The organism is Pseudoalteromonas sp. LC2018020214 (genome assembly GCF_016598755.1).
Taxonomy (GTDB): Bacteria; Pseudomonadota; Gammaproteobacteria; order Enterobacterales; family Alteromonadaceae; genus Pseudoalteromonas; species Pseudoalteromonas distincta.
In genome coordinates this window covers 747,288-773,876 of record NZ_CP066805.1, presented here as the reverse complement: position 1 = coordinate 773,876, position 26,589 = coordinate 747,288, and the positions used below count along the sequence as shown (strand labels likewise).

Below are 26,589 nucleotides of genomic sequence, written 5' to 3'. Positions count from 1 at the left end.
GTTATTCTTGTAGTAAATATTTTATCTTACTTTTTATTATATCAATCGCAACGCGGTTCATACCGCCTCGAGTCACAACTAAATCTGCGTTATGCTTAGAAGGCTCAATAAATTGATAAAACATCGGTCTAACAGTTGCTTGATACTGCTCAACAACAGATTGTAATGTTCTGCCTCGTTGCTCCATATCACGTTGCATACGACGCATTAAGCAAATATCTAAAGGCGTATCTATAAACACTTTAATATCAAATTCTTTATTAAGCGCTTTGTCACTCAATAATAAAATACCTTCAACAATGAGTATTTTAGCAGCAGGCACTCGGCGAGTTTTCTCGCTACGTGTATGCTGTGCATAATCATACGTTGGTACTTCAACTGAATTTCCACTACGAAGCTGTGTTAAATGCTCAAGCATTAACGCATGTTCAAATGCATCAGGATGGTCGTAATTCGTTTGCGTACGATGCGCCATCGGTAAATGCGACTGATCCTTGTAGTAAGCATCTTCTTCAATAATGGCGATAGCGCCTGGTTCAAGCTCATTAACCAATTCATTGTATATAGTTTGGCTAAAAAGAGATTTGCCCGACGCAGACGCGCCTGCAATAGCTATAATAGTAGTTCGTGTCACTAAAGTTCTCACCCACACAGAAGGATATATTGTTGGTAGATCACAATAGCAAAAAAGACACGATTAATCTCTTTTGCTTCGCTTAAGAATGCAAATTTATAATGTTTAGGTTTTATGAAACAGGACTTTTGTCCTGTACGGAAAAATCGATCAGCGGATAAAGTAACCACCTAGAATCAAAGTGAGGTCAAAATGGCAAGAGCAATTATCTTAATGGCAGATAGCCTAGGAATCGGTGCAGCACCAGATGCAGATAAATTCGGCGATCTTGGGGCTAATACATTCGCTCACTTACTAAAAGCATATTACGACGAAACAGGCGCTGCATTATCGCTTCCTAATCTATCAAAACTTGGGTTAGTGGATGCATGTGAAGCTGCCGGTGGAGAACCGTGTTTAATTTCAGACCGCCAAGCTTCTCAAGGAGCATGGGGTTACGCTAAAGAATTATCTAGCGGAAAAGACACGCCATCAGGTCATTGGGAAATGGCAGGAGTACCTGTGTTATTTGATTGGGGATATTTCCCAAAAACACAGCCAAGTTTCCCACAAGAATTTATAGACGAGTTTATAGCTCGCACTGGTATTCCTGGCATTTTAGGCAACTGCCATGCATCGGGAACAACCATTTTAGAACAGCTAGGTGAAGAGCACGTAAAAACAGGTAAACCAATCTGTTACACCTCAGCTGATAGCGTGTTTCAAATAGCCGCGCATGAAGAGTCATTCGGCCTAGAGAAGCTTTATCAAGTTTGCGAAATCGCACGGGCGCTACTTGATGAAATGAATATAGGACGAGTGATTGCGCGGCCATTTTTGGGTTCAAATAGCCAAGACTTTGCTCGAACGGGTAATCGTCGCGACTATTCAGTGCTTCCGCCAGCACCAACATTGCTAGATGTGTTAGCAAAAGACGGCGGCGAAGTAATTAGTATTGGTAAAATTTCAGATATTTACGCGCATCAGGGCATAACCCAAAAGCATAAAGCACCTGGGCTTATGAACTTGCTAGAAAAAACCAGCGAAGTAATGAAAAGCGCACCAGAACACAGCTTAATCTTTACTAACCTAGTTGATTTTGATGAAAAATTTGGTCATCGCCGTAACCCAGTAGGTTATGCTAAAGCATTAAAAGAATTTGATGACTATTTACCAACTATACTAAAGCAGTTAAACGCAGATGACATATTAATGATCACTGCAGATCACGGTTGTGACCCAACCTTTCCAGGTTCTGAGCACACTCGCGAATACGTACCGGTTATTGCATATAAACCAGGTATGAGTAACACACCTCTAGGTGAACGCAACAGCTTTGCAGATATCGGTCAAACACTGGCACAGTGGTTTAACTTATCTGCGCTTGATTACGGCGACAGCTTTTTAAATGAGCTAACAACGCCAAATAAAAAGGAAAACAATTAATGAGTACTCCGCATATCAGTGCAAACGTTGGTGATTTCGCCGAAACAGTATTAATGCCAGGCGATCCGCTACGTGCGCAATATATTGCTGAAAACTTTTTAGATGATGCAGTACAAGTTACAGGTGTTCGTAATATGTACGGTTTCACTGGTACTTACAAAGGTAAGCCAGTAAGCATCATGGGGTCAGGCATGGGTATTCCATCAATGTCTATTTATGCACGTGAGCTAATTGTAAGCTTTGGCGTTAAAAATATTATACGTATTGGTACGTGTGGCGGTATTGGCACAGATATCAAAATCCGTGACGTAATTTTTGCACAAGGTGCAAGCACAGATTCAAACGTAAACCGTGCACGTGTTCGTGGCTACGATTTTGCTGCTATTGCTAACTTTGACCTACTTTTAAACGGTGTAAACGCCGCTAAAGAGCTAGGAATAGAAGCAAAAGTAGGTAACGTATTTACAACCGACACTTTCTACCAAGCAGACGACTCGTTCTATAAAGACTTAGACAAGTTAGGCATGCTAGCAGTAGATATGGAAACAGCCGGTTTATATGGCGTTGCAGCTGAATACGGTGCAAATGCAATGGCATTATTTACAGTAAGTGACCACGTAATCACCGGTGAAGCAACACCTGCTGATGAGCGTCAAAGCACGTTTAACGAAATGGTTAAAATTGCATTAGAGTCAATAGCTTAAATAATACATAACAGTTCCTTGGTAACGTATTCACTAAGTTTTGGAGACACGCCCAAAGTGAAGTGAGACTAACCTCCAAAGCCGCATTTTATGCGGCTTTTTTTATGCCTGAAGAAAATGGGTAGCATTTAATTCAACCATCTAAAAACTGCGTTTTTAAACGCCTGCAAGCAGCGCGTCTACAAGTGAATTTTAACCACCGCGTTAAGTTTTCCACGTAGGCGCAGAGCTTGCTCGCGCGAGAAGCGCAGCTTCTAATTACTTAATCACCCATCCTAAAAACTACGTTTTTAACCGCCTGCAAGCAGCGCGTCTACAGGTAAATTAAACTGCTGAGTGTAAGTTTTCCAAGTAGGCGCTAAGCTTGCTCGCGCGAGAAGCGCAGCTTCTAATTACTTAATTACACAACAAAATTTACCTTTAAAAACAAAAAAAGGGCCAAAGCCCTTTTTTATGGTGTTGCGCCTAATCATACAGGCCAAATTCTTAGTGCTTAAACAACTTCACCAGCCACTATTGTATTAAAGCTGTCGTTGTCATGCAGGCTTGCAAATGCGCTCTCGTGTAATAATTCATTACGTAAGTTTGGAGAGTATTCAAGTGCCATTTTAATATCGGCTAAGGCATCAGCATGTTTGTGCGTAAGTGCATAAGCACAGGCTCGTTGCCAATAGGCATAACCATAGTCACTATCTATATCAATTGCTTGGTTACACAGCTCAATGGCTTGTGCTGTTTCATTAATTTCTAGTAGTGCATCGGCTTTATAAGCAATGGCTTCAACATCTTCAGGTTTGCGATTGAGTATTTCGTCAAAAATTTCAATTTTATTCGCAAAATCACTTTCTAGGTTTGCGCGCATCCACAACGAATGAACTTCGTTAGTCACCGATATGCGTTCTTGGTTGCTGAGTATTTCTTCTGAGCGAACGCGTAGTTTTTCTTCAAGAATTTTTAATCGGTCTTCATACTCGTCTGTAATAACACTTACACGCGTATTTACTATATCTTCTACTTTATTTTTAACATCGCGCAACGAGTTCCAACCCACTAAAACTAAAATCGACGCCGTAGCGGTAATTATAAAAAACACATTATTAATGGTATCTGTAGTGTACGTTAATGCGCGATCGGCAGTATCAAGCTGCGCATGAGTAACCTGCTTAGTTACATCTTCACGAAGCTTTTGCTGATCTTGCCTAACTGCTTTTAGCTCATCTAATATGTAACGCTCCATTAGCGGCTTATACATAGGCTCTTTGAGTTGTTGAAGAGCTTGTTGCTCTTGTTGTGCTGTAGGTGAAGCTGGTTGCTTTTCAGCAGAGTTCACTATGCCTGAAAACAAAGTTAAACAAACAAAAAGTACAGATAGGTAATAACGCATTGGTACGCCTAATTAAATTAATTACTGTAATAACTTTAACATGCAGGGCTTAATGGCACTAGGGCGTGTTGTTCTTTGTGGATTAAAATTGACCTAATTTAGGTAGGAGCAATAGTTGTAAAATTTATTTAGCCTAGTGAGCTTAGCAATAATAGGGTAAAGCGTGAGCATATTACCCATGCTCAGGTAATTTGAGTAAAAATAGGCAAAAAAAAACCAGCTCAAGGTGAGCTGGCAAAAACTGCTTAAAACAACAATATGTCGTAGGGATTCACAGGAGAACAACTTCATACTAACTGAATCTTTATGAACAAATACTTAATTCAATTCAACTAGTTAAAAATATAAGAATACTCAAAGTATTCGGTTTATAAAGTAAAGGTGCATTGGGCTTAAGTAATGCACCTTTATCATTATAACTATCTAACTACAATTTCATGGTGAAGGGGGGTATTCCAATGTGCGCTTTAGTAAACTAAAGCCACTTTCAAACCCTTCACATACCATTACGCCGAAATTTTTCAATTCGATCACAGGTCTAGTAAAAAGATTAAGGTTAATTCACCGATTTTGTATTTTATTTTGCGTAATACTTTATATGAGCGCCATCTGACTTTTTTACTATTATTTTAAACGCGACTTTAAGCCTATTGTTAAGTACATCATTAACGTAAGGGCAATCAAAAATATAAATTGGAGCAATCGTTTTAAATAGTATGTTGAGGCTGGCGTAGCATAATTTATACGCCTATATTAAGGATACGTAAGCACTTAGGTAGGCACGCTGAGTAAAAAGTAAGCCTATTAAATAAAAATAACCGTTACTTTTTAAAAAGTTATAAACACATAAGCAATAATACTGATTGATTAAGTATTTTACTTTTCTATTTTAAGGATTTCACAATGAGCAAGCCAACAGCGGGTAAATGCCCTGTTATGCACGGTAGTAATTCAGTTGTTTCTAAAGTAAACACCGATTGGTGGCCAAACACACTCAACTTAGACATTCTTCATCAACACGATACTAAATCAAATCCATACGGTACTAATTTTAACTACGCAGAAGAATTTAAATCTCTAGATTTAGACGAAGTAAAAGCCGACTTAAAAACCTTTATGACCGACAGCCAAGATTGGTGGCCTGCCGATTGGGGCCATTACGGTGGTTTAATGATTCGTATGGCATGGCACTCAGCGGGTACGTACCGTTTATCTGATGGTCGTGGTGGCGCAAGTACTGGTAACCAACGTTTCTCGCCTTTAAATTCATGGCCAGATAACGCAAGCTTAGATAAAGCACGCAGACTTTTATGGCCACTTAAGAAAAAATACGGTAACAAACTTTCATGGGCCGATTTATTTATTCTTGCAGGTAACATGGCATACGAATCAATGGGTCTAAAAATTTATGGCTTTGCGGGCGGCCGTGAAGACATTTGGCATCCAGAAAAAGATATTTACTGGGGAGCTGAAAAAGAATGGTTAGCGCCTAGTGATGAACGCTACGACAATGTAGAAAAACCAGACACAATGGAAAATCCATTAGCCGCAGTACAAATGGGCCTAATTTACGTTAATCCTGAAGGTGTTAATGGTATACCAGATCCTCTTAAAACAGCGGCTCATGTACGTGAAACATTTGCACGCATGGCAATGGATGACGAAGAAACAGCAGCATTAACAGTGGGCGGCCATACAGTGGGTAAAACTCATGGTAATGGTAAAGCAGAGCATTTAGGCCCAGAGCCAGAAGCAGCAGACGTACACGAGCAAGGTTTAGGTTGGAACAGTACCAAAGAAGGCGGCTTTGGTCGTCATACTGTAACTTCAGGCCTTGAAGGCGCATGGACCACACACCCAACAACATGGGATAACGGATACTGCCACTTACTCTTAAATTACGAATGGGAACTTACTAAAAGCCCAGCTGGCGCTCATCAGTGGGAGCCTGTAAATATTAAAGAAGAAGACAAACCAGTAGACGTAGAAGATCCATCAATTCGTTTAAACCCAATGATGACCGATGCCGATATGGCCATGAAAGTGGACCCTGCGTACCGTAAAATTATTGAGCGTTTTTATAACGACTTTGAATACTTCTCTGATGTATTTGCACGCGCATGGTTTAAGCTAACTCACCGCGATTTAGGTCCTAAAGCATGTTACTTAGGTAAAGATGTACCAAGCGAAGACCTAATTTGGCAAGATCCTATTCCAGCAGTTGATTACACATTATCAGACGATGAAATCATAAGCTTAAAAGCACAGCTACTTGATTGCGGTGTAAGCGCGAGTGATTTAATAAATACAGCGTGGGATAGTGCGCGTACGTATCGTGGTTCTGATAAACGCGGTGGCGCAAATGGCGCACGTATTCGTCTAGCACCACAAAAAGATTGGCAAGGTAATGAGCCAGAGCGCTTAGCAAGTGTGCTTAGTGCCCTTGAAAAAGTACAAGCGGGTTTATCTAAGCCTGTAAGCATGGCCGATTTAATCGTTTTAGGTGGTACAGCGGCTGTTGAACAAGCGGCAAAACAAGCCGGTGTTGATGTAACAGTACCATTTGCACCAGGACGAGGAGACGCAACAGACGAAATGACTGATGCAGAATCGTTTGATGTACTAGAACCAATTCACGATGGCTTTAGAAACTGGCTGAAAAAAGATTACGCAGTATCAGCCGAAGAGTTATTACTAGAGCGCAGCCAATTAATGGGCTTAACAGCACCAGAAATGACTGCACTTATGGGCGGCATGCGTGTACTAGGCACAAACTACGCAGGCACTAAACATGGTGTATTTACCGATAATGTAGGCACGCTATCTACCGACTTTTTTGTAAACCTAACCGACATGGCCAACAACTGGAAGCCACTAGAGCCAGGTCTTTACAATATTGTTGAACGCAAAACAGGCACCATTAAATGGACTGCCACACGCGTAGATTTAGTGTTTGGTTCAAACTCTATTTTGCGTGCCCTAAGTGAGTTTTATGCACAAGACGATAATAAAGAACGTTTTGTACATGACTTTGTAAATGCATGGGTAAAAGTAATGAACGCAGACAGGTTCGATCTTAAATAATCTGTACGCTAAATAAAAACGGGGGAGTATTGAATACTCCCCCGTTTTTTATGCGTTTTAATTTCACGGCTAGATAAGCCCGCTTTTTTTAAAGCAATAAAACTTATAAAAGTGCAAAAAGCTTTTGTAGTTGTGGCATATATTCGCTCACAAGTTCAAGGTTGTTTTCGCTTACTAAAGATTCTGTAGACTCCTCAGCTGCGCTTGATGATTTACCAAACGAACCCATTAATGAGCTAGCGCCTTTATCTTTAGCACTTTTCATACTTTGAAAACCGCCCATCACTTTATTAGCCGTTTCTTGATTATCAGCAGAAAGGCCCGACTTAAGATTTTCGATATAAGCCATTGATACTTCAGAACCTACAGTTACTAGCTGCTCTGGCGTAAAACCGTAACGGTTTGTAACACTCGCAAAGCTTTTGTATAGGTCTTGTTCTTTAATCATGCTTAATGCACTGTTAGCTAAAGAGCTTTGTTCGCCAACACTTTGATCTGCAGAACCACCTAGCATACTTGCTAAATCTAAGTCTTTTAACGACTCTTGGCTGCTTGCCCAGCTAGTCACAGCTGGCAGTGCTTTCATATAGCTTTGAAGTTGACCTTCGTTAATATCCTCTGCAAGGCTTGAGAAACTCATTGCTAATAAGCTAAGTGATACAAGTATTTTTTTCATTGAGCATTTCCTAGTATTAAAGTAGTGCCAATTAGAAACTAATAAGCAACACTTGCCAACACAAAATAAAATATTGGCTGATTTATAGTACAATTTATGAGAATTTATTTAAGTTCTAAGAATTTAGTTGATTCACCACAAGCTAATGTACTGATGATATAATGTATTTTTGACAAATAGAGCTGAACACAATGTTAACAATTTCAAATACTGTCACTATCGATGAATGGGAACTAGAGCTCACAGCTATTCGTTCGCAAGGTGCCGGTGGTCAAAATGTTAATAAAGTCGCAAGTGCAATTCATTTACGTTTTGACATTAACCGCTCTAAATTACCTGACTTCTACAAAGAACGCTTACTTGCCTTAAATGATACAAGAATTACCAAAGACGGCGTCTTAATCATTAAAGCGCAAAGCCACCGTACCCAGGAGCTAAATCGAGAAGATGCCCTTAAGCGTTTAAAGGATTTAATCCTTAGTGCTACGGTAGTTAATAAAGCGCGTCGAGCCACCAAGCCCAGCCGTAATTCACAGCGAAAGCGCATGGACAAAAAAACCAAACATGGGCAAAACAAAGCACTACGCGGCAGCATAAAGTTTTAGCTTTAAATGGTATTAATAAAGTAGAGAAGGGGCTTGATATTTACATGCAGGCACTATTTTTACACCGTGTTGCTTGTATAAAAATATAAGTGAGGGCTAGCCTCACTTATAATAACTATTAATATTTACTTAGCCATTTCTAAATCAGATTCTGCATCTGCCAACATTGCAAACTCTTCATCAGCGCTTTTAGCAACTAAGTGTTTGGAGCTGTAGCCAAAGTAATATACGGCGCCCACAATAAACAGCATCATAGTGTATAAAAATGCACGAGGGTCGAACGCATACACACCGGTTAATGCTATAAGCGAAAGCACTAAAGCAATACTTGAAGTTATTACACCACCAGGGGTTTTATACGGGCGAGGTAAATCAGGTTGTTTAACGCGTAGCAAAATATGGCTCAGTGCCATTAATGCATACGATACCGTTGCACCTACTACAGCCATTGCAAGTATTAAATCACCCTCGCCACTAAGTGATACTAAAAAACCAAATACGGCAGGTACAATCAACGCACGTGCTGGCACTTTGCGATTAGTCGTAATCGACAACGAACGCGATAAATATCCGGCTCTAGATAAAGCAAACACTAAGCGACTATAACCATAAATAATAGAGAAAAACGAAGCAACTAAACCCGCAAGCCCTAATATATTTACTACAGTTGCTAAGCCCTCACTACCCGATGCATTTAATGCATCAACCAAAGGTACAGCACTTGCGCCCATTGCAGCAGCACCGCCAGCGCCAGGCACTAAAACAACAACTAAAAAAGCAGTAAATAACAAAAAGATCATTGCACCAATAATGCCTTTTGGCACATCTTTAGCGGGATCTTTTGCCTCTTCTGCAGCAAGCGGTACACCTTCTACCGCTAAAAATAACCACATGGCAAACGGTAATGCAGCCCAAACCCCGTACCAACCTAAAGGTAAAAACTCACTGGCTCCCACTGCATCAGTTACGGGGACGTCAAATAAGCGTGATGCATCAAAATTTGTAATTAAAACAAAAGCCGTTGCAATAATAGCTAATACTGCTAAACCACTTATTACCATCATTACTTTAAGTGCTTCTCCTACGCCTGCTAAATGAATTCCCACAAATAGTAAGTAAAATAATGCATATACCCATGGTCCATTAAACCCAGTGAGGGCTTCAACTGCAGAGCCTATAAAAATAACAATAGCAGCGGGCGCTAAAGCGTATTCAATTAATACCGCAAGCCCGGTTAAATAGCCTCCTGCTGGTCCCATAGCTTGGCGCGCAAAACTATAACCACCGCCTGCTGCAGGTATTGCAGCTGACATTTCAGCAAGCGACAATACCAGCGCCAAATACATAACTGCCATTAACACTGCAGCAATGGCAAAGCCACCCCAACCCGCTTCAGCAATACCAAAGTTCCAACCTGCAAAGTCACCCGATATTACATACGACACACCCAAACCTGCGAGTAATAACCACCCCGCAGTACCCCGTTTTAACTGTCTTTTAGCAAGGTACTCTGTATTATTAGTAGACATAACCCTTCTCCGTTGATGTTTAGTTTTTATTGTTTTATTTCACGTGTTTTTAATTAAAATTACTCAGCAATTAAAAAGTTAGTGGTTGAAACCTGATGCTCAATTACATCATCCTGTGTACGGTCTTTTAAATTAACCCCAGTTAGTTTTAGTTTTTTAGCTTCACGTAATAAGTACAGCGCACGCCTAGCCGCTTCTGTATAAGGTAGGCCTGCTGGGCGAATATTTGATATGCAATTACGACATGCATCGTTAAGTCCTGTTTTAGGCTCCCATGTTAAATACAAGCCAAGGCTATCTGGCGAACTAAGTCCTGGGCGCTCTCCTATTAACACCATAACCACCTGCGCATTTAGCAACTCACCTATATCGTCGCCAATTGCTACTCGACCTTGCTCAACCAAAGTAATAGGGGCAATTTTAAATTGCTTATCTGTTGTAAGGTGCGCTAATAGCTCTGTTATAAATGGGCATACATTTTTTTGTACCGCCAACGAGGAGAGTCCATCAACCACTACAATCGCTAAATCGTGTTTAGCCTGCGTAGTGTGCTTTTGTTTGTTCATATAGCTGAGAAGTATTTGCCTACCATTTTCATCAAGCTTGCGGCCTAAATCGGGTCGCTGAAGGTAAGTAACCCTGTCAACGGCTTGGCTGTGTAAATGCAGGGGAGGGGCAACCTCTTTTAGAGCACTAATACTGCCTAGTTGCTCAGTCATTTCGTTAATATCAAGCGGAAAACTCACCGCATCGCGTGCTTGTGCATGAGATAGCTGAAAAGCCAGCATTTCTGAGGTGGGTAAACTTATACCCGCACGCCCAAGCCCAATACGGGCGTCGGTAAAACGGCGTAAATCACTCCAAGGATTGTGCACTACATTACCGTTATTTTTATGCTCGTTTACTGATTCATCTAAAGGAGTGCTCTGTTTTAAACGTGATTTCATGAGCCACCTCCAGTAATTGCACCCAGAGGTTTCGCAAAAGCGGGAGGCAAGGTATCTGAAAGTGTAATATCGGAAGTGCTTTGCATTATTTTCATTTTGCTTAGCCATGCTTCAAACTCGGGGGCAGGTCTAGAGCCAAGTACACGGCGAACATATAATGCATCATGAAAAGACGTAGTTTGGTAATTAAGCATAATATCATCAGAGCCAGGTATTCCCATTACAAACGAGCAACCAGCAACACCTAATAGCGTAAGCAAGTTATCCATATCGTTTTGATCAGCCTCTGCATGATTGGTGTAACACACATCACATCCCATCGGTATGCCTAGTAACTTAGCGCAAAAGTGATCCTCAAGTCCTGCTCGGGTAATTTCTTTACCATCAAACAAATATTCAGGGCCAATAAACCCCACCACGGTATTTACCAGTAACGGGTTAAACTTACGAGCAACGGCATAAGCGCGAGCTTCGCACGTTTGCTGATCAAGCTCATGATGCGCATTTGCTGAAAGCGAACTGCCTTGCCCAGTTTCAAAATACATTACATTATTGCCAACAGTGCCACGCTTTAAACTCAAAGCGGCATCTTGCGCTTCAGCCAAGGTATTTAAATTAAAACCAAAACTTGAATTAGTAGCCTCTGTGCCACCAATCGACTGAAATACTAAATCAACTGGTGCGCCAGCTTCTATACATTCAATGGTGTTAGTAACATGGGTGAGTACGCAACTTTGGGTTGGTATGGCGTATTTTTGAATAACATCATCCATTAACGTCATTAATTTAATGGCTTGGGCAACGTTATCGGTTGCAGGGTTTATACCTATTACTGCATCGCCATTACCGTATAGCAAACCATCAAGCATGCATGCAGCAATACCATTAATATCGTCAGTTGGGTGATTTGGTTGTAAACGTGTAGATAAATGCCCGGGGAGGCCAATAGTATTTCTAAAAGCACTCGTAACATGGCACTTTTTAGCAATTAATATGAGATCTTGATTGCGCATTATTTTGCTAACTGCAGCAGCCATTTCCGGCGTAATACCTTGCCTTATACTTGCAAGTACAGCAGGTGTTGCAAAGTCACTTAAAAGCCAATTACGAAAATCGCCTACGGTTAAATGTGCAATAGCCATAAAGGCATTTGCATCGTGCTCGTCAATAATTAAGCGTGTAATTTCGTCATCTTCGTAGGGAATAAGTACCTCATTTAAAAATGTTTTAAGAGGAATATCCGCCAATGTCATTTGTGCCACAGCACGTTCTTGTGCTGATTGTGCAATTACGCCCGCTAAGCGATCACCCGAACGCTGCGGTGTAGCTTTAGCCATTAACTGGGCTAAGTTCTTGAATTTATAAGTATGTGTACCTAAAGTGTAACTGTACGCTTGCCCCATGATTTACTCCACATAACTAATATGATCAACCTTGGTATAGGTTTTGCTGCATCTTTAGCTATAAATCAATATTGAATAGTTACAAGACAGCTTATTTTGTACCAAGTAACTATCGAATTTCGGCAAAAGATTATTTATTAATCCAATTCAATTGGTTACACACGCAAAGCGGTGTTAACTTAAGCATAATGAAAGTGTAACGAAAAAGAGCATCCCCGATATGGCGCAGCAAAGTAGCTTCAGCGCACCACTAAAGAGCAAGGTGCAAACACACGATATAGACGAGCAAGCGCATAGCCTTACTCAATGGCAGCAAAAATACGATCAAATGAGCGACGGCAGCTTTTATGGTTGTATTGAAGAAACGGATTACGCCAATATTCATGTGTTTAAAGAATACACTGAGCGAGCGCTTCGTCAGCAATGTAACATAGCCCCTAATTCGGTTTGGCTTGGCATTCCTTGTCAGTCACAGCAAAGTAAAATTAATGGTTTAAGTGTGGCAAGTAATCAATTTATGTGCCGTACAAGTGATAACGACTTTGAGCTGATAACCCCTGAGCAATTTAATATTTATGGTTTGGTAATCGATTGGAACTCAATTGAATATATGGCGCAGCTCCAAGGCGTAACATTGAAAAACCTGGCATCTGCACAATCAGCTCGTTTATCGGTGAGCAACTCATCTTTGCAAACGGCAAGACAAATAATTAATAGCATGGTTATAGGCAAGGGCTTTGGACTTAGAACCGAATCACAGCAAGATATGCTAAACATGTTGGCACTACACTTATTACAAGCAGACAATCCGCAGCAAAATATTGCGCCAAGTTATAAACACCGCAAAGCCGTAGTAGATAAAGTAAAAGATTACGTGGCCACAAATCCACAAAACCCAATAACCATAACCGAGCTGTGCGAGCTTTCCTTTGTAAGTAGGCGCACACTTCAGTATAGCTTTGAGAGTATTTTAGGAATTAACCCTTTGCGGTTTTTACGTTTAACCCGCTTAAATAATGTAAGGCGGGAACTAAAAAAACCAAACCAAGATAAGCCCATTTCAGTAATAGCAGCCAATTGGGGGTTTTGGCACGCGGGACAATTTGCTAAAGATTACACGCAACTATTTGGTGAAAATCCATCACAGACAGTTAAAAATAATAGTTTTAAAGGTTAGAAACTACACTTATAACGTGAGTATAAACACTTGTAGACGCGCAGCTTGCTGGCGTTTAAAAGTACCGCTTTTACATTTAGTCGGATGCATTAGTAAACAAGTAACTTAATCACCACCGAGAAGTGAAGGAGAAAACAAGGAGCAGTGACTAACATTACTCGTGCTTTCTCGGTGTAGCGCACAGCTCCTCGGTGGTGAAATATCATATAACTTAAACAAATGGACTTTGTCTGCTCATTTACTCCTCTTTTTCTTCTCTTTGTGCATTCATATTTTTAAGGGCTGTTATTCACAAAGAGGTTTAGAGGCGCTGCGCTTTCAGAGGATTGCTTGGGAGTTAAAATAATAAAGAACTAAAAGTAAAAGCGAGGTATAAAACCTCACCTACATCGTGCAAACACCAAACCCGTAGGTGCGAATTTATTTCGCGCTTATGTAACAAACAGTTAAAAATAATAGTTTTAAAGGTTAAAAACTACACTTCTAACTTGAGTATAAACACCTGTAGACGCGCAGCTTGCTGGCGTTTAAAAGCATCGCTTTACATTTAGTTGGATGCATTAGTAAACAAGTAACTTAATCACCACCGAGAAGTGAAGGAGAAAACAAAGAGCAGTGACTAACATTACTCTTGTTTTGTTTGTGTAGCGCACAGCGCCTCAGTGGTGAAATATCATATAACTTAAAAAAATGGACTTTGTCTGCTCATTTGCTCCTCTTTTTCTTCTCTTTGTGCATTCATATTTTAAGGGCTGTTATTCACAAAGAGGTTTAGAGGCGCTGCGCTTTTAGAGGGTAGCTAGGGAGTTAAAATAATAAAGAACTAAAAGTAAAAGCGAGCTATAAAACCTCACCTACATCGTGCAAATACCAAACCCGTAGGTGCGAATTTATTTCGCGCTCATGTAAAGGGCTTAAATGCTTTAAAAGTGAAAGCGAGGTATAAAATCTCACCTACACCGTGTAAACACCGAACCCGTAGGTGCGAATTTATTTCGCGCTTATGTAACGTGGCTTGTATGCTTTAAAGTAAAAGCGAGGTATAAAACCTCACCTACATTGTGCAAACACCGAACCCGTAGGTGCGAATTTACTTCGCGCTCATGTAACGTGGCTTCAATGCTTTAAAAGTAAAGCGAGGTATAAAACCTCGCTTATTATATTCAAAAGCCCTATTTGAACGGTGCTATTTAAGCCGCGATTAAATAGGACTCTTGTCCTGAATGCTTGTTGTTGCGTTTAAACGAGCCTTTGCCTTTTTTAGCTTTAACTACTTGTGGTTTAAATAATTTAGAGGTTACCAATGCCGCTAGTGCATTGTGGTTTATAACGCCTCGCCCTGTGTCTACCGCGCTGGTATTTGCGGTTTTTGCTTTAGATTTTTTAGTCATATATTTCCTATCAACTAAAGTTAAATAATAAAGAGGCTTTTATATTAGCCTATTTAAGAGATGGCGATTGTAGGCTTAATTTTCAACCGCGCAAGTATTTTTAACATCCATTTGGTAGTTTTTTAATAATAAAAAAGCATAAAAAAGCGCAGTTAATAACTGCGCTTATAATTACTTAGTTTACTTTATAAATTAAAAACTAAAGCTTACTTTTGCGTAATACGTTCTGCCGTCAAAACCGTATGGCAATGCACGTACTGGGTATTTAAATGCGCCGTTGGTGATAAAGTTAAGTACTTCGTCGTCGCCTAATTCATCTGGTGTTTCGTCAAATACGTTATCGGCACCCACCGAAAGCGCAAACATGTCATTAATTTGGTAACTAACATTTAAATCAACTAACACAGCAGACTCAACCGTACTTGTTGGTTTAAATGAACCCGTAGGCGAAAGCTCACCTGGTAATGAAATATGGTCGTTACCAAAGTATTTTACATCTGTTTCGCCAAAGTAGTTAAAGCGAATGGTTGATGTGTAGGCATCGCGTTCGTAGTCAAACGTAAGCGTTGCACGTTCGCTCGGTTGTCCGTCGGTAAAAAAGCTGCGTTGTAAATCGTCAAAAGCAACCGCTTCAGGAATACCGTCTTCTGCGTTTACGCTGTCAATTTTAGTATCGTTTAGGTTACCTGCAAAGGTTACTCCTAAATTACCGCCTTCAACTTCAGTGCGGTACGATGCAATAATATCAACACCTTGCGTAGTAGAATCAACCGAATTTGAGAAGTAGTTAGCTTGCACTGCACCAGTTGCTTGTAGCGCTGCAACCGCTTCTGAGCTAAACGATACGTCGTCAGCCGAAAGCAAGCTGCCAAGTGTAATACGGTCTTCAATTTCTACACGGTAAAAATCAACCGTTAACGAAAGCTCGCTTGTTACATCGTAAACAAAACCTGCGCTGTAGTTTGTTGAAGTTTCAAGCTCTAAGCTATCTACGCCTAGCGCACTTGGGAAGGCTGTACCGGTGTTTGCTGTGAACGACTGCGTTAATGTGCCGTCTGAGCCTAAGTTAGTTGTAAAAGCTGTATAACCACTTTGTTGAAGTGATGGCGCTCTAAAACCAGTAGACAGTGCACCACGTACTGCAAAGTCATCTGAAAATTCATAGCGTGTTGCTAATTTACCAATTAAATCATCCCCAGCATCTGAGAAATCTTCATAACGTAGCGCACCACTTACGTTCCATGCGTCGGTGATCATGGTTTCTACGTCTACATAAACTGCGTAGCTGTTACGGTCGCTGTCGTTAGCCGCTTCAGGGCGTAGGCCGTTATAAGCCTGAAAACCACACTGTGCAAATTGATCCGGATCGTTTACTGATGGGTACGAGGTATCCATATTTGCTAGTCCACAGGCGTATGATGCTTCATCGCCAGGCACTATTTCGTAGTTTTCTTTACGATATTCAGCGCCTACTGTTACATATAAAGGTTCACCACGGCCAATATCTACAATACCGTTTACATCAAGGTTAACCGTTGTTTGATCGAATCTAAAACCACCTGAGTAACCGCCAGTAGGGCCTGAGTTTGCTGCAATGTCGGCATCGTTTGCATCTGGGTTATTAAATAAATACTCAGCCGCGTAAGAAGCATTTAATGTATTGCGTGATGTAAAATCGTATTGGTTTTCACCATAAACAGCCGATACATCGTAAGTCCAGTCTGTGTTTATATCGCCTTTAAAACCAAGCGCGACTGAAATATCTTGTGCTTCGTTATATATGCGCGGTAAAAAACCATCACTATATACTTGGGTTACGTTTTTAGACGCTTCGTTAAAATTACGGTAAAAACCATTACCCAGCGCCGTGCGCTCAGAGTAGCCACCAAACGAGTAAAGCTCGCCGTCGCCCATTGGTAATGCCATGTTGTAAAATAACGACGTAAATTCACTTTCTGAGTTACCTTGGCCCCAGCGTACATCTTCACTTAGCGTACCTGGTTCAACATTAAGCGAACCCCCCGTATCGCGCTCTGCGCGGTTAGTGCCGTCGGCATCACGGTACTCAAGCGATAGGTTAATAAAGCCGCCTTCGTTACCTAATTCAAAACCACGGTTTAAACCTGCTGAAATAGTGTCGCCGTCACCTTCACTTGTGCCGCCGTATTGTACAAAACCCGTTGTAATACCGGTTGAGTTATTAAGAGATAAGTTAATAACACCTGCAATAGCGTCAGAGCCATACTGCGCTGCAGCGCCGTCGCGTAATACTTCAACGCCTTTAAGCGCTGTTAGCGGAATGGCATTCATATCAGTACCCGCAGCGCCTGCGCCTACTGTACCGTTAAGGCCAAAAATTGATTGGTTATGACGACGTTTACCATTTACTAACACAAGAGTTTGATCTGGCTGTAAACCACGAAGTGTTGCGGGTCTAAATAAATCAGAACCGTCTGATACTTGTGTACGCGAAAAGTTAAATGAAGGCGCTGTCGCTTGAAGGCTTTGGCCTAATTCTGTAAAACCACCTTTAGTTAAATCATCCGCGTCAATTAAATCAATAGGAGAAGAAGACTCTGTAGAGGTGCGGTTAGATACACGCGATCCTAATACAGATATTTGCTCAATGTTTTTAGCAGCTTGTACAGGTGCTTCTTCTGCGTTAACAATGCTTGGTGCGCTAAACGCGAAAGCAACGGCTACAGCAAGTGTGTTTAAACGGTATGTTGACATAGTGACGACCCTGTTTTTTTGTATTCTTAATAATATGTGTGTGGTTATGATGCTCATAACCTGTTGCAAACATCCTAGCAACATATGCAAACAAAAAGAAATGAAAAAAACTAAATATTTGGTCTAAGTATGCAAATAAACTTCAAGATAAGAAAAAACCACATCAAATCGATTAAAATACATGCTAATAAAGGATTAAACATCAAAAAAAATAATGTTTAACACTTTATTTACAATGTGGTTTTGTTCGTTATTTTACACTTTTAAAGGTAATAGGCAGCGAATGGTCGTACCTGTGCCTAATGTACTGTTAACTTCTATTTTTCCACCGTGATCGCTCACCATAGCGTATACAAGTGTCATACCCATACCGGTGCCTTTTCCGACTTCTTTTGTTGTGTAAAAAGGGTCAAACATATGCGCTATTGTGTCTTCATTCATGCCACAACCGTTATCTTTTATTTCAATACAAATATTTGTGTTGAGTTCAAAAATATTGACTTCAATAATGCAGCCTTTTTCTAAATCTAACTCGCAAGCTTGCCAAGCATTCATTAAAAGATTTACAAAAATCTGATTAATTGACGATAAATTGCACCAAATGAGTGGTAGGGGTTCAAACCGCGTTTTTATTTCGCATAATTTAAGTTTGCTACTTAGTAATCTTAAAGCATTATTAGCACCCGTTGTTACATCGGCTAATTGTTTATCTTGCGAAGAGGTGGGGTGGGCAAAGTTTAATAAGTCATGCACTATTTGTTTTATACGTTTAAGTCCTTCAACGCTATCGTTAATTTGCCCCTGCAAATTGTTATAAATCCACGCGTACGGATACTGTAAATTGAGTATGTCGATTTCGTGTTTAAAACGGCTCTCTTTAATTTCGTTATTTAAATATTGTTCGTTAAGTTTTAGCAGCGCTACAAGTAAAGGGCTTGCGTTTTGTAGGCTCTCTACGTTACTCATTGCATAGGCAAGCGGGGTATTTATTTCGTGGGCAACGCCTGCGCTCAGTGTACCTAAGGTCGCCATTTTTTCTGTTTGCACAAACAGCATTTGTTGGTGTTCTAAGTCGGCTACTTTTTTTTGTAGTTCATTATTTATGGCAACTAAAACGCTACTTTTATCTTTGAGTAATTGCTCTGCAGCTAAGCGCAGCTTTTGTTCGTTTAAAAAAGCACGTTCAAAATTACCATCTGATCCATCCATTCCCTTCATCCATATAGATAACTTTATACATAACGTTTAGTCGTCTGTATGCAAATTTGCAACTTTAGTGCAGCCAAGGCCTAATATTTTGCATAAGTAATTATCCACTTATTGCTAATAACTCCATTATGTAAATACCACTTAATATAAAAGGTAGGCACAAACACACCATAGAGTATTTTTTTAAGCTATTATTTAACCAGAAGTAATTTAAAGGCGACTCAATGACTCAAGTAACACCAAGCACACCAATAAATCAGGTTGATGTACTTTGCATTGATGATGATGAAATAGTACTACGCACGTTAACACGGCTACTTGAAGTAAATGGCCTTTCGGTTATTGTTTGCGATAACCCGCAAAGTGCACTAACGCTTTTTAAAAATCATGAGTTTGGTTTAATTATTAGCGATATGCGTATGCCGGTAATGAACGGTGCCGAGTTTTTAGAAAAAGCACGTGCGCTGGCACCCGACACCCAACGCATTTTATTAACCGGCTACGCCGACATACAAACCACCTTAGCGGCTGTTAACCAAGGCCAAATAAATGGTTATATTCAAAAGCCTTGGCAAAACGATTTATTACTTCGTAGCATTAGAGATAGCCTAGAAAAATTTGCACTAAAAAAACAAAATCAAAAATTAGAGGCACAAGTTAAAGCGCAAAACCAAGAGTTGCTAGAGCTTAATAATTCGCTTGAACAACGAGTAGAAAAACGCACCTTACAAATAAAACAGGTTTTAAAAAAGCTTGAAGACGCCAACGAGCGCGAAAAACAAGAGCATAAATCGACCGTAGAGCTGCTATATAATTTTGTTAACGCAAACCCTTACCTAGATGGCAACAAAGCACAAAATATTGCTAATACCTGCACACAAATAGCACTTTACTTAAACTTGTCGCAAAAAAGCATTGATCTTGCCCCTATGGCTGGTTACTTGGCGCAAATAGGCTTGCTTGCTATGGATCCTGATCTTTATAAAAAACCAGTTAACCGCTTAAGCGAGCAACAACGTAAAACCTTTTATACTCACCCAAGTACCGCACAATTAATGTTAATGCCAGCAATACATTTACATGACTTATCGGATGCTATTTATTATCAGTTTGAGCGCTTTAACGGAAACGGAATGCCCAAAGGCCTTGCCGGAAACGACATCCCTATAGGCGCTATGGTGCTAGGTTTAGCGCGCGACTATTGGGACGCGTTTGAGCAGAGCAATGCAAGTGATGAAAAGCAGCGCCACGATGACGCACTCGAAAGTGTAAAACTTTATAGTGGATCGTTTTATCATCCTAAAATTGTACGTGCACTTGAAGCAAGCCATGCAAAACTACACGAACAAAAAAGTTCAGCAGGATCAGTGCTAATTTGTAACGCCCATGAACTCAAAGAGCAAATGGTACTGGGCCATGCTCTACACAGCCATACGGGCATAATGTTGCTGCCCAAAGGTCATGTATTTGGCAGTAAATCGATAGAAAAACTCCAACAGCTAGAATCGAAAAAACCAACCCCGTTCAGAATAATGGTGAAAACTGCTAAATGATTGATCTAAACCGCAGTTTTTTTCGTTACAATGTGCATAAAATAGATTATTGAATTTGCTTGAAGGAGCACTCTGTGTCGCGATTTTCTGCGGTTACTGACAACCCCCATGATGGGCGTTTTAACCAAAAAACGGGAATACTGCTAACTAACTTAGGCAGCCCTGATGCACCAACAGCGGCTGCGCTTCGTACATATTTACGCGAATTTTTATCAGATCCACGCATTGTAGAAATACCACGCTTGGTATGGATGATAATTTTACATGGCATTATTTTACGCGTACGCCCAAAACGTTCGGCTAAATTATACGAGAGTATATGGACCGAAAACGGCTCACCACTTACCCACATTACTCGCCAGCAAAGTGTAAAGTTAAATACCTTATTAAAAGAGCAAGGTTATACCAATACTGAAGTAGTAATGGCAATGCGTTATGGCAACCCTTCAATAGAGGCAGGCCTTGAAGAGCTTCGTGATAAAGGCTTAACGCGTATAATTATTTTACCAATGTACCCGCAATATTCTAGCCCAACTACGGGTTCTACGTTTGATGCTGTATCGAGCGTACTGCGTAAATGGCGCTGGGTGCCAGAACTTCATTTTATAAATGGCTATCATAAAAACACCCGTTACATTGAGTCGCTTGCTAATAGTATTAGTGAGGATTTAGAAGCGAATGGTATGCCACAAAAAATTGTTTTTTCGTATCACGGTATGCCTAAATTGTTTTTAGAGCGCGGCGATCCGTATCATTGCCTATGTTTACAAACCACGCGTTTAGTTGTTGAAAAACTAGGCCTTGATAAAGACAAAGTAATTAGTACTTTTCAAAGTCGATTTGGTAAAGCAGAGTGGTTAAAGCCTTATACCGACGCAACCCTTGCAGCCTTACCTGATGAAGGTATTACTGATGTAGCTATTATAAGTCCTGCTTTTAGCGCCGACTGCCTAGAAACACTTGAAGAGCTAGAAGGTGAAAACCGTGAAATATTCGAAAACGCAGGCGGCGAAAAATACCGTTACATAGCGGCACTAAACGACAGAGACGATCATATAGAAGCTGTGTTTGATGTTATAAAACCTATGTTGTAACCCAAGCTTACTAAAGCTAAATATATTTCGCATTAAGCGGTGTTAAAATTAACACCGCTTTTTTTGTTTTTAATGCTTTTAAAATATTTAGTTAATTAATCCACAAAGAGGTTAAGAGGTGCAGCGCTTTTAGAGTGAGTGATAAAACATAAAAATACTGGTTTTGTTTTGGGCTTTCTCATTTACTCCTCTTTTACTTCTCATTGTGCAAATAAAAGCTTTTAAAGAGCTAATTATTCACAAAGAGCTTAAGAGACGCTGCGCTTTTAGAGTAGTGATAAAACATAAAAATACTGTTTTTGGCTTTTCTCATTTACTCCTCTTTTACTTCTCATTGTGCAAATAAAAGCTTTTAAAGAGCTAATTAATTCACAAAGAGGTTAAGAGGCGCTGCGCTTTTAAAGTAAGTGATACATATTGGCCGATCTGGTTTTTCTCAGTTATTACTGATTACCTTATCTTTGTGAAAGAAATTACTTATATTATTTAATAGTAATTAAAATAAATAAAAATGTACGTTTGAGGGGAGGCAATATCTAAGCAACAGCAATTAAACGCTATCGCTTAAAGTATAAATCAATCGCTTTTGTGAGGAGCTCGTCGAGTTGTTCTTCAAATTCTTCAATATTAATATCAAAGTGCTTTAAGTAAGCCCGAGCCTGAGCAAGTGATAAATTACGGCTGTTAACGCTGTATTGTCGCTCGTCTATGGTTTTATCGTAACGTGGTAAAAATACAAATTGGCCATAAAAGGGGGATTTAATATGCTTGTTTGCAAAACGACAAAAATCTTCAATATGCTCAGCACCCTTAGGTCCAAGGCAACCTGGCTCAATGCGATACATTAAGCGAATTTTTTTGTCGTCATTTATTTGCATTTAAAGCCTTTATCTAAAAAACAGTACGCGTACTATTTTCCCATCTTTAATTTGATAACTCGAAATAAGTTCTGAGCGTTTATCAACTACGTTTTCATCAGTTGAACAAGTTTCTGAAAGTTCGTGATCAATCACTATATCACCGTGCACTATGCGCTTAATTGGTGATGAGTGAATACACTTTAACTTTTTAAACATTAGCCCATAACGTTCTATTAGTTTTTCTTTACCTTTAAATAATAGCTCATTAGGGAAAATATAAAACTCAACATCTTCGGCATATACACGAAGAAACTCTTCAATGTTACGTGCGTTATATGCTTTAACTAGCTGCTCTACCACAGCAAGTGATTCGCGCGATTGTTTAGCTTTAGTTTGCTGCTTAACTGTAAGTGCTTCTTTTGCTTGCGTTACTGCTTTTTCAGCTTCGGCTACAGCCACTGCTTTTTCTATTTTATTTTTAGGCTTTTCAGCAGGTTTAATTTGCTCGTTACCTAATACTTTTGAATCGTCTGGTTTAGTCGCATCAATTGTTGGCTTTTTAAGCTCTGGCGCTTTGTATTCAAGCGTATTTACTTTGTCGTCAGTGTTGGTTTGAGTTACTGATTGCTCATTTTCAACTTTTGGCTTTTCAACGCTTGTTTGAGCTTCAACTTGCGGCTCTTTTTGCTCAGGCTCGCTTTGCTCTGCGGCATAAGTAATTAGCGCAACGGTAGTGACTAATGAGGCTAAAATAATAGATAACGGTTTCATAACTTTCCTAAAATGAACACTAAATACGTGTAATACCAATTACATTAAATAGGCGATCTATTATAGCGTTAAAAAATAGCGCAATAACAACGCGAAAATTGTGACATATAGTTGTTCTATATGAATAACTTTTAACGCAGTTAGTGAGTTATTAAATGGCAATAGAATGATCATATTTTTGATAAAATTAGTATAAGGGTGCAACATAGCAAATTTTAACGTTATCGGGTAGTTAATACCACCACTGAAGCCTACCAGTACTGCTCTACCGTAATATTGCCGGGGTTTTTACGGCGGTTACGCGTAAAGTTTTTATCGAGAAGTAGCGCGGTTGTGTCTTTTACCATTTGTGGATTTCCGCAAATCATAAATTGCGCGTTACTGGGCCTTGGGTTTAACTTTACATATTCAAACAAGCGGTTGCTCTCAATTGCGTTAGTAATTCGCCCACTTAAGCCTTGTAATGGCTCCTCTCTACTTACAACAGGAATATAGTTAAGTTGTGCTGGATACACTCTTAATAGCTCGTTAATAAGTGCCTGATAGCTTAAGTCGTTATTAAAACGTACGCCATGCACTAAATTTATAGTTTTGTATTTTTTCCATACATCGGGCTGTTGTAATATCGATAAAAAAGGGCCTATGGCAGTGCCAGTCCCTAACATCCAAAGTTGATCACTTTGTGGTATTTCATCAAGGGTAAAAAAGCCGGTTGCGTGTTGTTCTATTAATACGGTGTCGCCAGGTTGTAATGTAGCTAAACGAGGAGAAAGTAAACCGTCAATTACGTTAATAAGATAAAACTCGAGATCGGGGTTTTCAGGGGCATTCACATATGAATAAGCCCGAGCAATACGTTTGTCGCCATCCATTATTGAAAGCTTTGTAAATTGACCAGCTTTAAACGGCTCTACGTTTGCATTAACGGTTAAGCTAAAGAGTGTTTCGCTCCACCACGTGACATTTTTTACTGTTGCTTCAACCCAATTAGACATAGTTACCTCTTGGTTTAGCTATTAAAGTTTTAAATAATTCACTCCATCAACATTAGCATTAAGTGACAAAGACTTACAGGAGAATATGACTAGATTTAAAGCAGTGAGGTATGCAGAATTTACCAATAAAATAATGTGAATAATCAGCTCTGCGATAAGAGCCATTAATTGCATAAGGGAAAGCGAAGCCGCAGTAACTAAGAAAAATTAAGTCAAAAAACAGTGTTTTTTATTTTATCACTTACTTTAAAAGCGCTGCGTCTTATATCACCATTAGTGAACTATTTACTTGAAAAACTATTGCACTAGGAGAAGCCAAAGAGGAGTAAATGAGAAGAGCCAAGCCAGAAAACGAGTATTTTATCACTTACTTTAAAAGCGCTGCGTCTTATATCACCATTAGTGAACTATTTACTTGAAAAACTATTGCACTAGGAGAAGCCAAAGAGGAGCAAATGAGAAGAACCAAGCCAGAAACGAGTATTTTATCACTGACTCTAAAAGCGTAGCGTCTCTTAACCTCTTAGTGAATTATTTATTTAAGCCTTTATTAATTTTATAGTTAAACTCAAATTCTACACATAAAAAAACGGCGCTAAATTTAGCACCGTTTTTATAAGCAATCAGAAAAAGTTTACGCTTTTTTCTCTTCACAACTTGCTAGGTATTCGTCAAACGTACCTTGGAAGTCGATTACTTTTTTATCTTTAATATCAATGATACGTGTAGCTAATGACGATACAAACTCACGGTCATGGCTTACAAAAATAAGCGTACCTTGGAAATCTTTCAACGCATTATTAAGCGCTTCAATGGCTTCCATATCCATGTGGTTAGTTGGTTCGTCCATAACAAGCACGTTAACGTCTTGCATCATTAACTTACCAAATAACAGGCGATTTTTTTCACCACCAGAACAGTTACGCGCTTTTTTGTTTGAATCGTCTGCTGTAAACAACAAACGGCCTAACATGCCACGAACCATTAAATCGTTGTGCTTAGCTGTACGCCATTGCGACATCCAATCAAACAACGTTAAATCGTTATCAAAATCTTTAGTGCTGTCTTGCGGGCAATAACCAAAGCTCGCATTTTCAGACCATTTAATTTCGCCTTCGTTACTTTTAAGCTCGTCTACTAAACAGCGTAAAAATGTAGTTTTACCCACACCATTTTCGCCAATTACGGCAAGCTTAGCGCCAGCTTCAAGTAAAAAGTCGCCGCCGCTAAATAACGTTTCGCCATCAAAACCATGGCCAAGCTTATTAACTTCAAGCGCCTGACGATACATTTTTTTACCTTCGTCAAACGAAAGCGATGGACTCATACGGCTTGAAGATTTAACTTCATCAAGCTTAATTTTATCCATTTTTTTAGCGCGCGAACTTGCTTGTTTAGCTTTTGAAGCGTTAGCACCAAAACGGTTAACAAAGTCTTGTAGCTCGTCAATTTCAGCGCTCTTTTTAGCGTTTTCAGCTAAAAGTTGCTCGCGTTGTAAGCCCGCAGCTTCTAAAAACTTCTCATAGTTACCAGGGTAAATACGCAGCTCACCGTAATCAATATCGGCCATGTGTGTACATACCGAGTTTAAAAAGTGACGGTCATGCGAAATAATAATCATCGTACATTTACGTTTGTTAAGCTCGTTAGCAAGCCACGTAATTGTATGAATATCCAAGTTATTGGTAGGCTCATCAAGTAGCAAAATGTCAGGGTTTGCAAATAACGCCTGTGCTAAAAGCACACGTAGTTTCCAACCTGGGGCAACGTTTGCCATTAAACCGTAATGAAATTCTTTATCGATACCCGCTTCAAGCAAAATTTCTTCAGCGCGGCTTTCTGCCGTGTAACCGTCCATTTCAGCAAATACACTTTCAAGATCGGCAACTTTCATACCGTCTTCTTCGCTCATTTCTGGTAACGAGTAAATACGTTCGCGTTCTTGCTTTACTTTCCAAAGCTCCACGTCGCCCATAATTACCGCGTCTACAACGCTGTATTGCTCAAAAGCAAACTGGTCTTGGCTTAGGTTACCTACTTTTAACCCTGGAGTAATAGACACATTACCCGCACTTGGAACAAGCGCACCGCTTAAAATTTTCATGAAAGTCGACTTGCCGCAGCCGTTAGCGCCAATTAAACCGTAACGGTTACCGTTACCAAATTTAGCTGAAATGTTTTCAAACAACGGCTCTGCGCCAAACTGCATCGTAATATTTGCGGTGGAGATCAAAAAAGGTAATCCTAGATTAGTACTGACAGGAGTACGCTGCAGCAAAACGCCACAAACAAGAACCAGACAATAGGGTAAATTAGCTGGCGAATTATACAGATCAGCCACAACGAATGAAAGATAAAAGGCAGCTAATTTATAACCAAGTAAAAATAACGGCAATTCTCGGTTTTAAGTCACTA

20 protein-coding genes are annotated in these 26,589 nt (G+C 39.9%); 7 read left to right on the top strand and 13 right to left on the bottom strand.

Annotated elements, in window-relative coordinates; translation table 11 throughout:
• Position 1 precedes the first annotated feature (1 nt).
• Positions 2-634 (bottom strand): uridine kinase, encoded by a 633-nt coding sequence (udk, locus tag JG479_RS19790; RefSeq protein ID WP_024596281.1) that lies wholly within the window; start codon positions 632-634, stop codon positions 2-4.
• A gap of 192 nt (positions 635-826) precedes the next feature.
• Here udk and JG479_RS19785 point away from each other — a divergent pair, with 192 nt between their 5' ends.
• Together JG479_RS19785 and deoD are read left to right on the top strand one after the other, a co-directional pair.
• A complete protein-coding gene (locus tag JG479_RS19785) occupies positions 827-2,059 on the top strand; it encodes a phosphopentomutase (protein WP_149592761.1) in 1,233 nt (410 codons plus the stop codon).
• The gene (deoD, locus tag JG479_RS19780) at positions 2,059-2,763 is read left to right on the top strand and encodes a purine-nucleoside phosphorylase (RefSeq protein WP_024596283.1); all 705 of its coding nucleotides are present in this window, start codon (positions 2,059-2,061) and stop codon (positions 2,761-2,763) included. The genes JG479_RS19785 and deoD overlap by 1 nt, the downstream gene beginning before the upstream one ends.
• 493 nt (positions 2,764-3,256) lie before the next feature.
• On the opposite strand, the gene JG479_RS19775 is transcribed toward deoD, so the two are convergent.
• Positions 3,257-4,147: a tetratricopeptide repeat protein gene (locus tag JG479_RS19775; protein ID WP_002959108.1), complete on the bottom strand. Its 891-nt coding sequence runs from the start codon at positions 4,145-4,147 to the stop codon at positions 3,257-3,259.
• 903 nt (positions 4,148-5,050) lie between these two features.
• On the opposite strand from JG479_RS19775, the gene katG reads away from it, so the two are divergent.
• Complete coding sequence (katG, locus tag JG479_RS19770; protein WP_039488804.1) at positions 5,051-7,231, top strand: catalase/peroxidase HPI; 2,181 nt, start codon at positions 5,051-5,053, stop codon at positions 7,229-7,231.
• 103 nt (positions 7,232-7,334) lie between these two features.
• Here the strand turns inward: katG and JG479_RS19765 are convergent, their stop codons facing one another.
• Entirely contained in the window at positions 7,335-7,907 is a 573-nt protein-coding gene (locus JG479_RS19765) for a hypothetical protein (RefSeq protein WP_002959106.1), read from the bottom strand.
• A 191-nt stretch (positions 7,908-8,098) separates the two neighbouring features.
• On the opposite strand from JG479_RS19765, the gene arfB reads away from it, so the two are divergent.
• Positions 8,099-8,512 (top strand): alternative ribosome rescue aminoacyl-tRNA hydrolase ArfB, encoded by a 414-nt coding sequence (gene arfB, locus JG479_RS19760; protein WP_002959105.1) that lies wholly within the window; start codon positions 8,099-8,101, stop codon positions 8,510-8,512.
• A gap of 125 nt (positions 8,513-8,637) precedes the next feature.
• Here the strand turns inward: arfB and eat are convergent, their stop codons facing one another.
• From eat to JG479_RS19745, 3 genes are read right to left on the bottom strand one after another with little or no spacing between them, the layout of a single operon-like run.
• On the bottom strand, positions 8,638-10,041 hold the full coding sequence (gene eat / locus JG479_RS19755; protein ID WP_149603419.1) for an ethanolamine permease: 1,404 nt from the start codon (positions 10,039-10,041) through the stop codon (positions 8,638-8,640).
• Between the two features lie 59 nt (positions 10,042-10,100).
• Entirely contained in the window at positions 10,101-10,988 is an 888-nt protein-coding gene (eutC, locus tag JG479_RS19750) for an ethanolamine ammonia-lyase subunit EutC (RefSeq protein ID WP_200220507.1), read from the bottom strand.
• Positions 10,985-12,391, bottom strand: coding sequence for an ethanolamine ammonia-lyase subunit EutB (locus tag JG479_RS19745; protein ID WP_182695276.1), 1,407 nt, complete (start codon positions 12,389-12,391; stop codon positions 10,985-10,987). Before JG479_RS19745 ends, eutC begins: the two co-directional genes overlap by 4 nt.
• A 220-nt stretch (positions 12,392-12,611) precedes the next feature.
• Here JG479_RS19745 and JG479_RS19740 point away from each other — a divergent pair, with 220 nt between their 5' ends.
• Positions 12,612-13,568 (top strand): helix-turn-helix domain-containing protein, encoded by a 957-nt coding sequence (locus JG479_RS19740; protein ID WP_149603422.1) that lies wholly within the window; start codon positions 12,612-12,614, stop codon positions 13,566-13,568.
• A gap of 1,190 nt (positions 13,569-14,758) precedes the next feature.
• Here the strand turns inward: JG479_RS19740 and arfA are convergent.
• The 3 genes from arfA to JG479_RS19725 all read right to left on the bottom strand — a co-directional run bounded on the left by arfA (position 14,759) and on the right by JG479_RS19725 (position 18,901).
• Positions 14,759-14,959, bottom strand: coding sequence for a ribosome alternative rescue factor ArfA (arfA, locus tag JG479_RS19735; RefSeq protein ID WP_024608457.1), 201 nt, complete (start codon positions 14,957-14,959; stop codon positions 14,759-14,761).
• A 192-nt stretch (positions 14,960-15,151) separates the two neighbouring features.
• Positions 15,152-17,692 (bottom strand): TonB-dependent receptor plug domain-containing protein, encoded by a 2,541-nt coding sequence (locus JG479_RS19730; RefSeq protein WP_200220506.1) that lies wholly within the window; start codon positions 17,690-17,692, stop codon positions 15,152-15,154.
• A 255-nt stretch (positions 17,693-17,947) separates the two neighbouring features.
• Positions 17,948-18,901, bottom strand: a complete 954-nt coding sequence (locus JG479_RS19725) for a sensor histidine kinase (protein ID WP_002963108.1) — start codon at positions 18,899-18,901, stop codon at positions 17,948-17,950.
• A 224-nt stretch (positions 18,902-19,125) separates the two neighbouring features.
• On the opposite strand from JG479_RS19725, the gene JG479_RS19720 reads away from it, so the two are divergent.
• Positions 19,126-20,454, top strand: a complete 1,329-nt coding sequence (locus JG479_RS19720; RefSeq protein ID WP_039488797.1) for an HD domain-containing phosphohydrolase — start codon at positions 19,126-19,128, stop codon at positions 20,452-20,454.
• A 74-nt stretch (positions 20,455-20,528) separates the two neighbouring features.
• On the top strand, positions 20,529-21,548 hold the full coding sequence (gene hemH / locus JG479_RS19715) for a ferrochelatase (RefSeq protein ID WP_024604224.1): 1,020 nt from the start codon (positions 20,529-20,531) through the stop codon (positions 21,546-21,548).
• Positions 21,549-22,105: 557 nt separating this feature from the next.
• Here the strand turns inward: hemH and JG479_RS19710 are convergent.
• From JG479_RS19710 to JG479_RS19695, 4 genes are all read right to left on the bottom strand, one after another.
• Positions 22,106-22,426 carry a hypothetical protein gene (locus tag JG479_RS19710; RefSeq protein ID WP_002962108.1) on the bottom strand — a complete coding sequence of 107 codons (321 nt, stop codon included), beginning with the start codon at positions 22,424-22,426 and terminating at the stop codon, positions 22,106-22,108.
• 9 nt (positions 22,427-22,435) lie between these two features.
• Complete coding sequence (locus JG479_RS19705) at positions 22,436-23,179, bottom strand: nuclear transport factor 2 family protein (RefSeq protein WP_002962106.1); 744 nt, start codon at positions 23,177-23,179, stop codon at positions 22,436-22,438.
• Positions 23,180-23,430: 251 nt separating this feature from the next.
• Positions 23,431-24,174 carry a ferredoxin--NADP reductase gene (locus tag JG479_RS19700; protein WP_149603426.1) on the bottom strand — a complete coding sequence of 248 codons (744 nt, stop codon included), beginning with the start codon at positions 24,172-24,174 and terminating at the stop codon, positions 23,431-23,433.
• Between the two features lie 634 nt (positions 24,175-24,808).
• Positions 24,809-26,407, bottom strand: coding sequence for an ABC-F family ATPase (locus tag JG479_RS19695; RefSeq protein WP_076914907.1), 1,599 nt, complete (start codon positions 26,405-26,407; stop codon positions 24,809-24,811).
• Positions 26,408-26,589 lie beyond the last annotated feature (182 nt).

What these genes read in the sequence shown, in the direction of transcription:
- JG479_RS19785 (WP_149592761.1), top strand. Translation starts at nt 827, where the DNA reads ATGGCAAGAGCAATTATCTTAATGGCAGATAGCCTAGGAATCGGTGCA.
- deoD (WP_024596283.1), top strand. Translation starts at nt 2,059, where the DNA reads ATGAGTACTCCGCATATCAGTGCAAACGTTGGTGATTTCGCCGAAACA.
- JG479_RS19775 (WP_002959108.1), bottom strand. Translation starts at nt 4,147, where the DNA reads ATGCGTTATTACCTATCTGTACTTTTTGTTTGTTTAACTTTGTTTTCA.
- katG (WP_039488804.1), top strand. Translation starts at nt 5,051, where the DNA reads ATGAGCAAGCCAACAGCGGGTAAATGCCCTGTTATGCACGGTAGTAAT.
- JG479_RS19765 (WP_002959106.1), bottom strand. Translation starts at nt 7,907, where the DNA reads ATGAAAAAAATACTTGTATCACTTAGCTTATTAGCAATGAGTTTCTCA.
- arfB (WP_002959105.1), top strand. Translation starts at nt 8,099, where the DNA reads ATGTTAACAATTTCAAATACTGTCACTATCGATGAATGGGAACTAGAG.
- eat (WP_149603419.1), bottom strand. Translation starts at nt 10,041, where the DNA reads ATGTCTACTAATAATACAGAGTACCTTGCTAAAAGACAGTTAAAACGG.
- eutC (WP_200220507.1), bottom strand. Translation starts at nt 10,988, where the DNA reads ATGAAATCACGTTTAAAACAGAGCACTCCTTTAGATGAATCAGTAAAC.
- JG479_RS19745 (WP_182695276.1), bottom strand. Translation starts at nt 12,391, where the DNA reads ATGGGGCAAGCGTACAGTTACACTTTAGGTACACATACTTATAAATTC.
- JG479_RS19740 (WP_149603422.1), top strand. Translation starts at nt 12,612, where the DNA reads ATGGCGCAGCAAAGTAGCTTCAGCGCACCACTAAAGAGCAAGGTGCAA.
- arfA (WP_024608457.1), bottom strand. Translation starts at nt 14,959, where the DNA reads ATGACTAAAAAATCTAAAGCAAAAACCGCAAATACCAGCGCGGTAGAC.
- JG479_RS19730 (WP_200220506.1), bottom strand. Translation starts at nt 17,692, where the DNA reads ATGTCAACATACCGTTTAAACACACTTGCTGTAGCCGTTGCTTTCGCG.
- JG479_RS19725 (WP_002963108.1), bottom strand. Translation starts at nt 18,901, where the DNA reads ATGGATGGATCAGATGGTAATTTTGAACGTGCTTTTTTAAACGAACAA.
- JG479_RS19720 (WP_039488797.1), top strand. Translation starts at nt 19,126, where the DNA reads ATGACTCAAGTAACACCAAGCACACCAATAAATCAGGTTGATGTACTT.
- JG479_RS19710 (WP_002962108.1), bottom strand. Translation starts at nt 22,426, where the DNA reads ATGCAAATAAATGACGACAAAAAAATTCGCTTAATGTATCGCATTGAG.
- JG479_RS19705 (WP_002962106.1), bottom strand. Translation starts at nt 23,179, where the DNA reads ATGAAACCGTTATCTATTATTTTAGCCTCATTAGTCACTACCGTTGCG.
- JG479_RS19700 (WP_149603426.1), bottom strand. Translation starts at nt 24,174, where the DNA reads ATGTCTAATTGGGTTGAAGCAACAGTAAAAAATGTCACGTGGTGGAGC.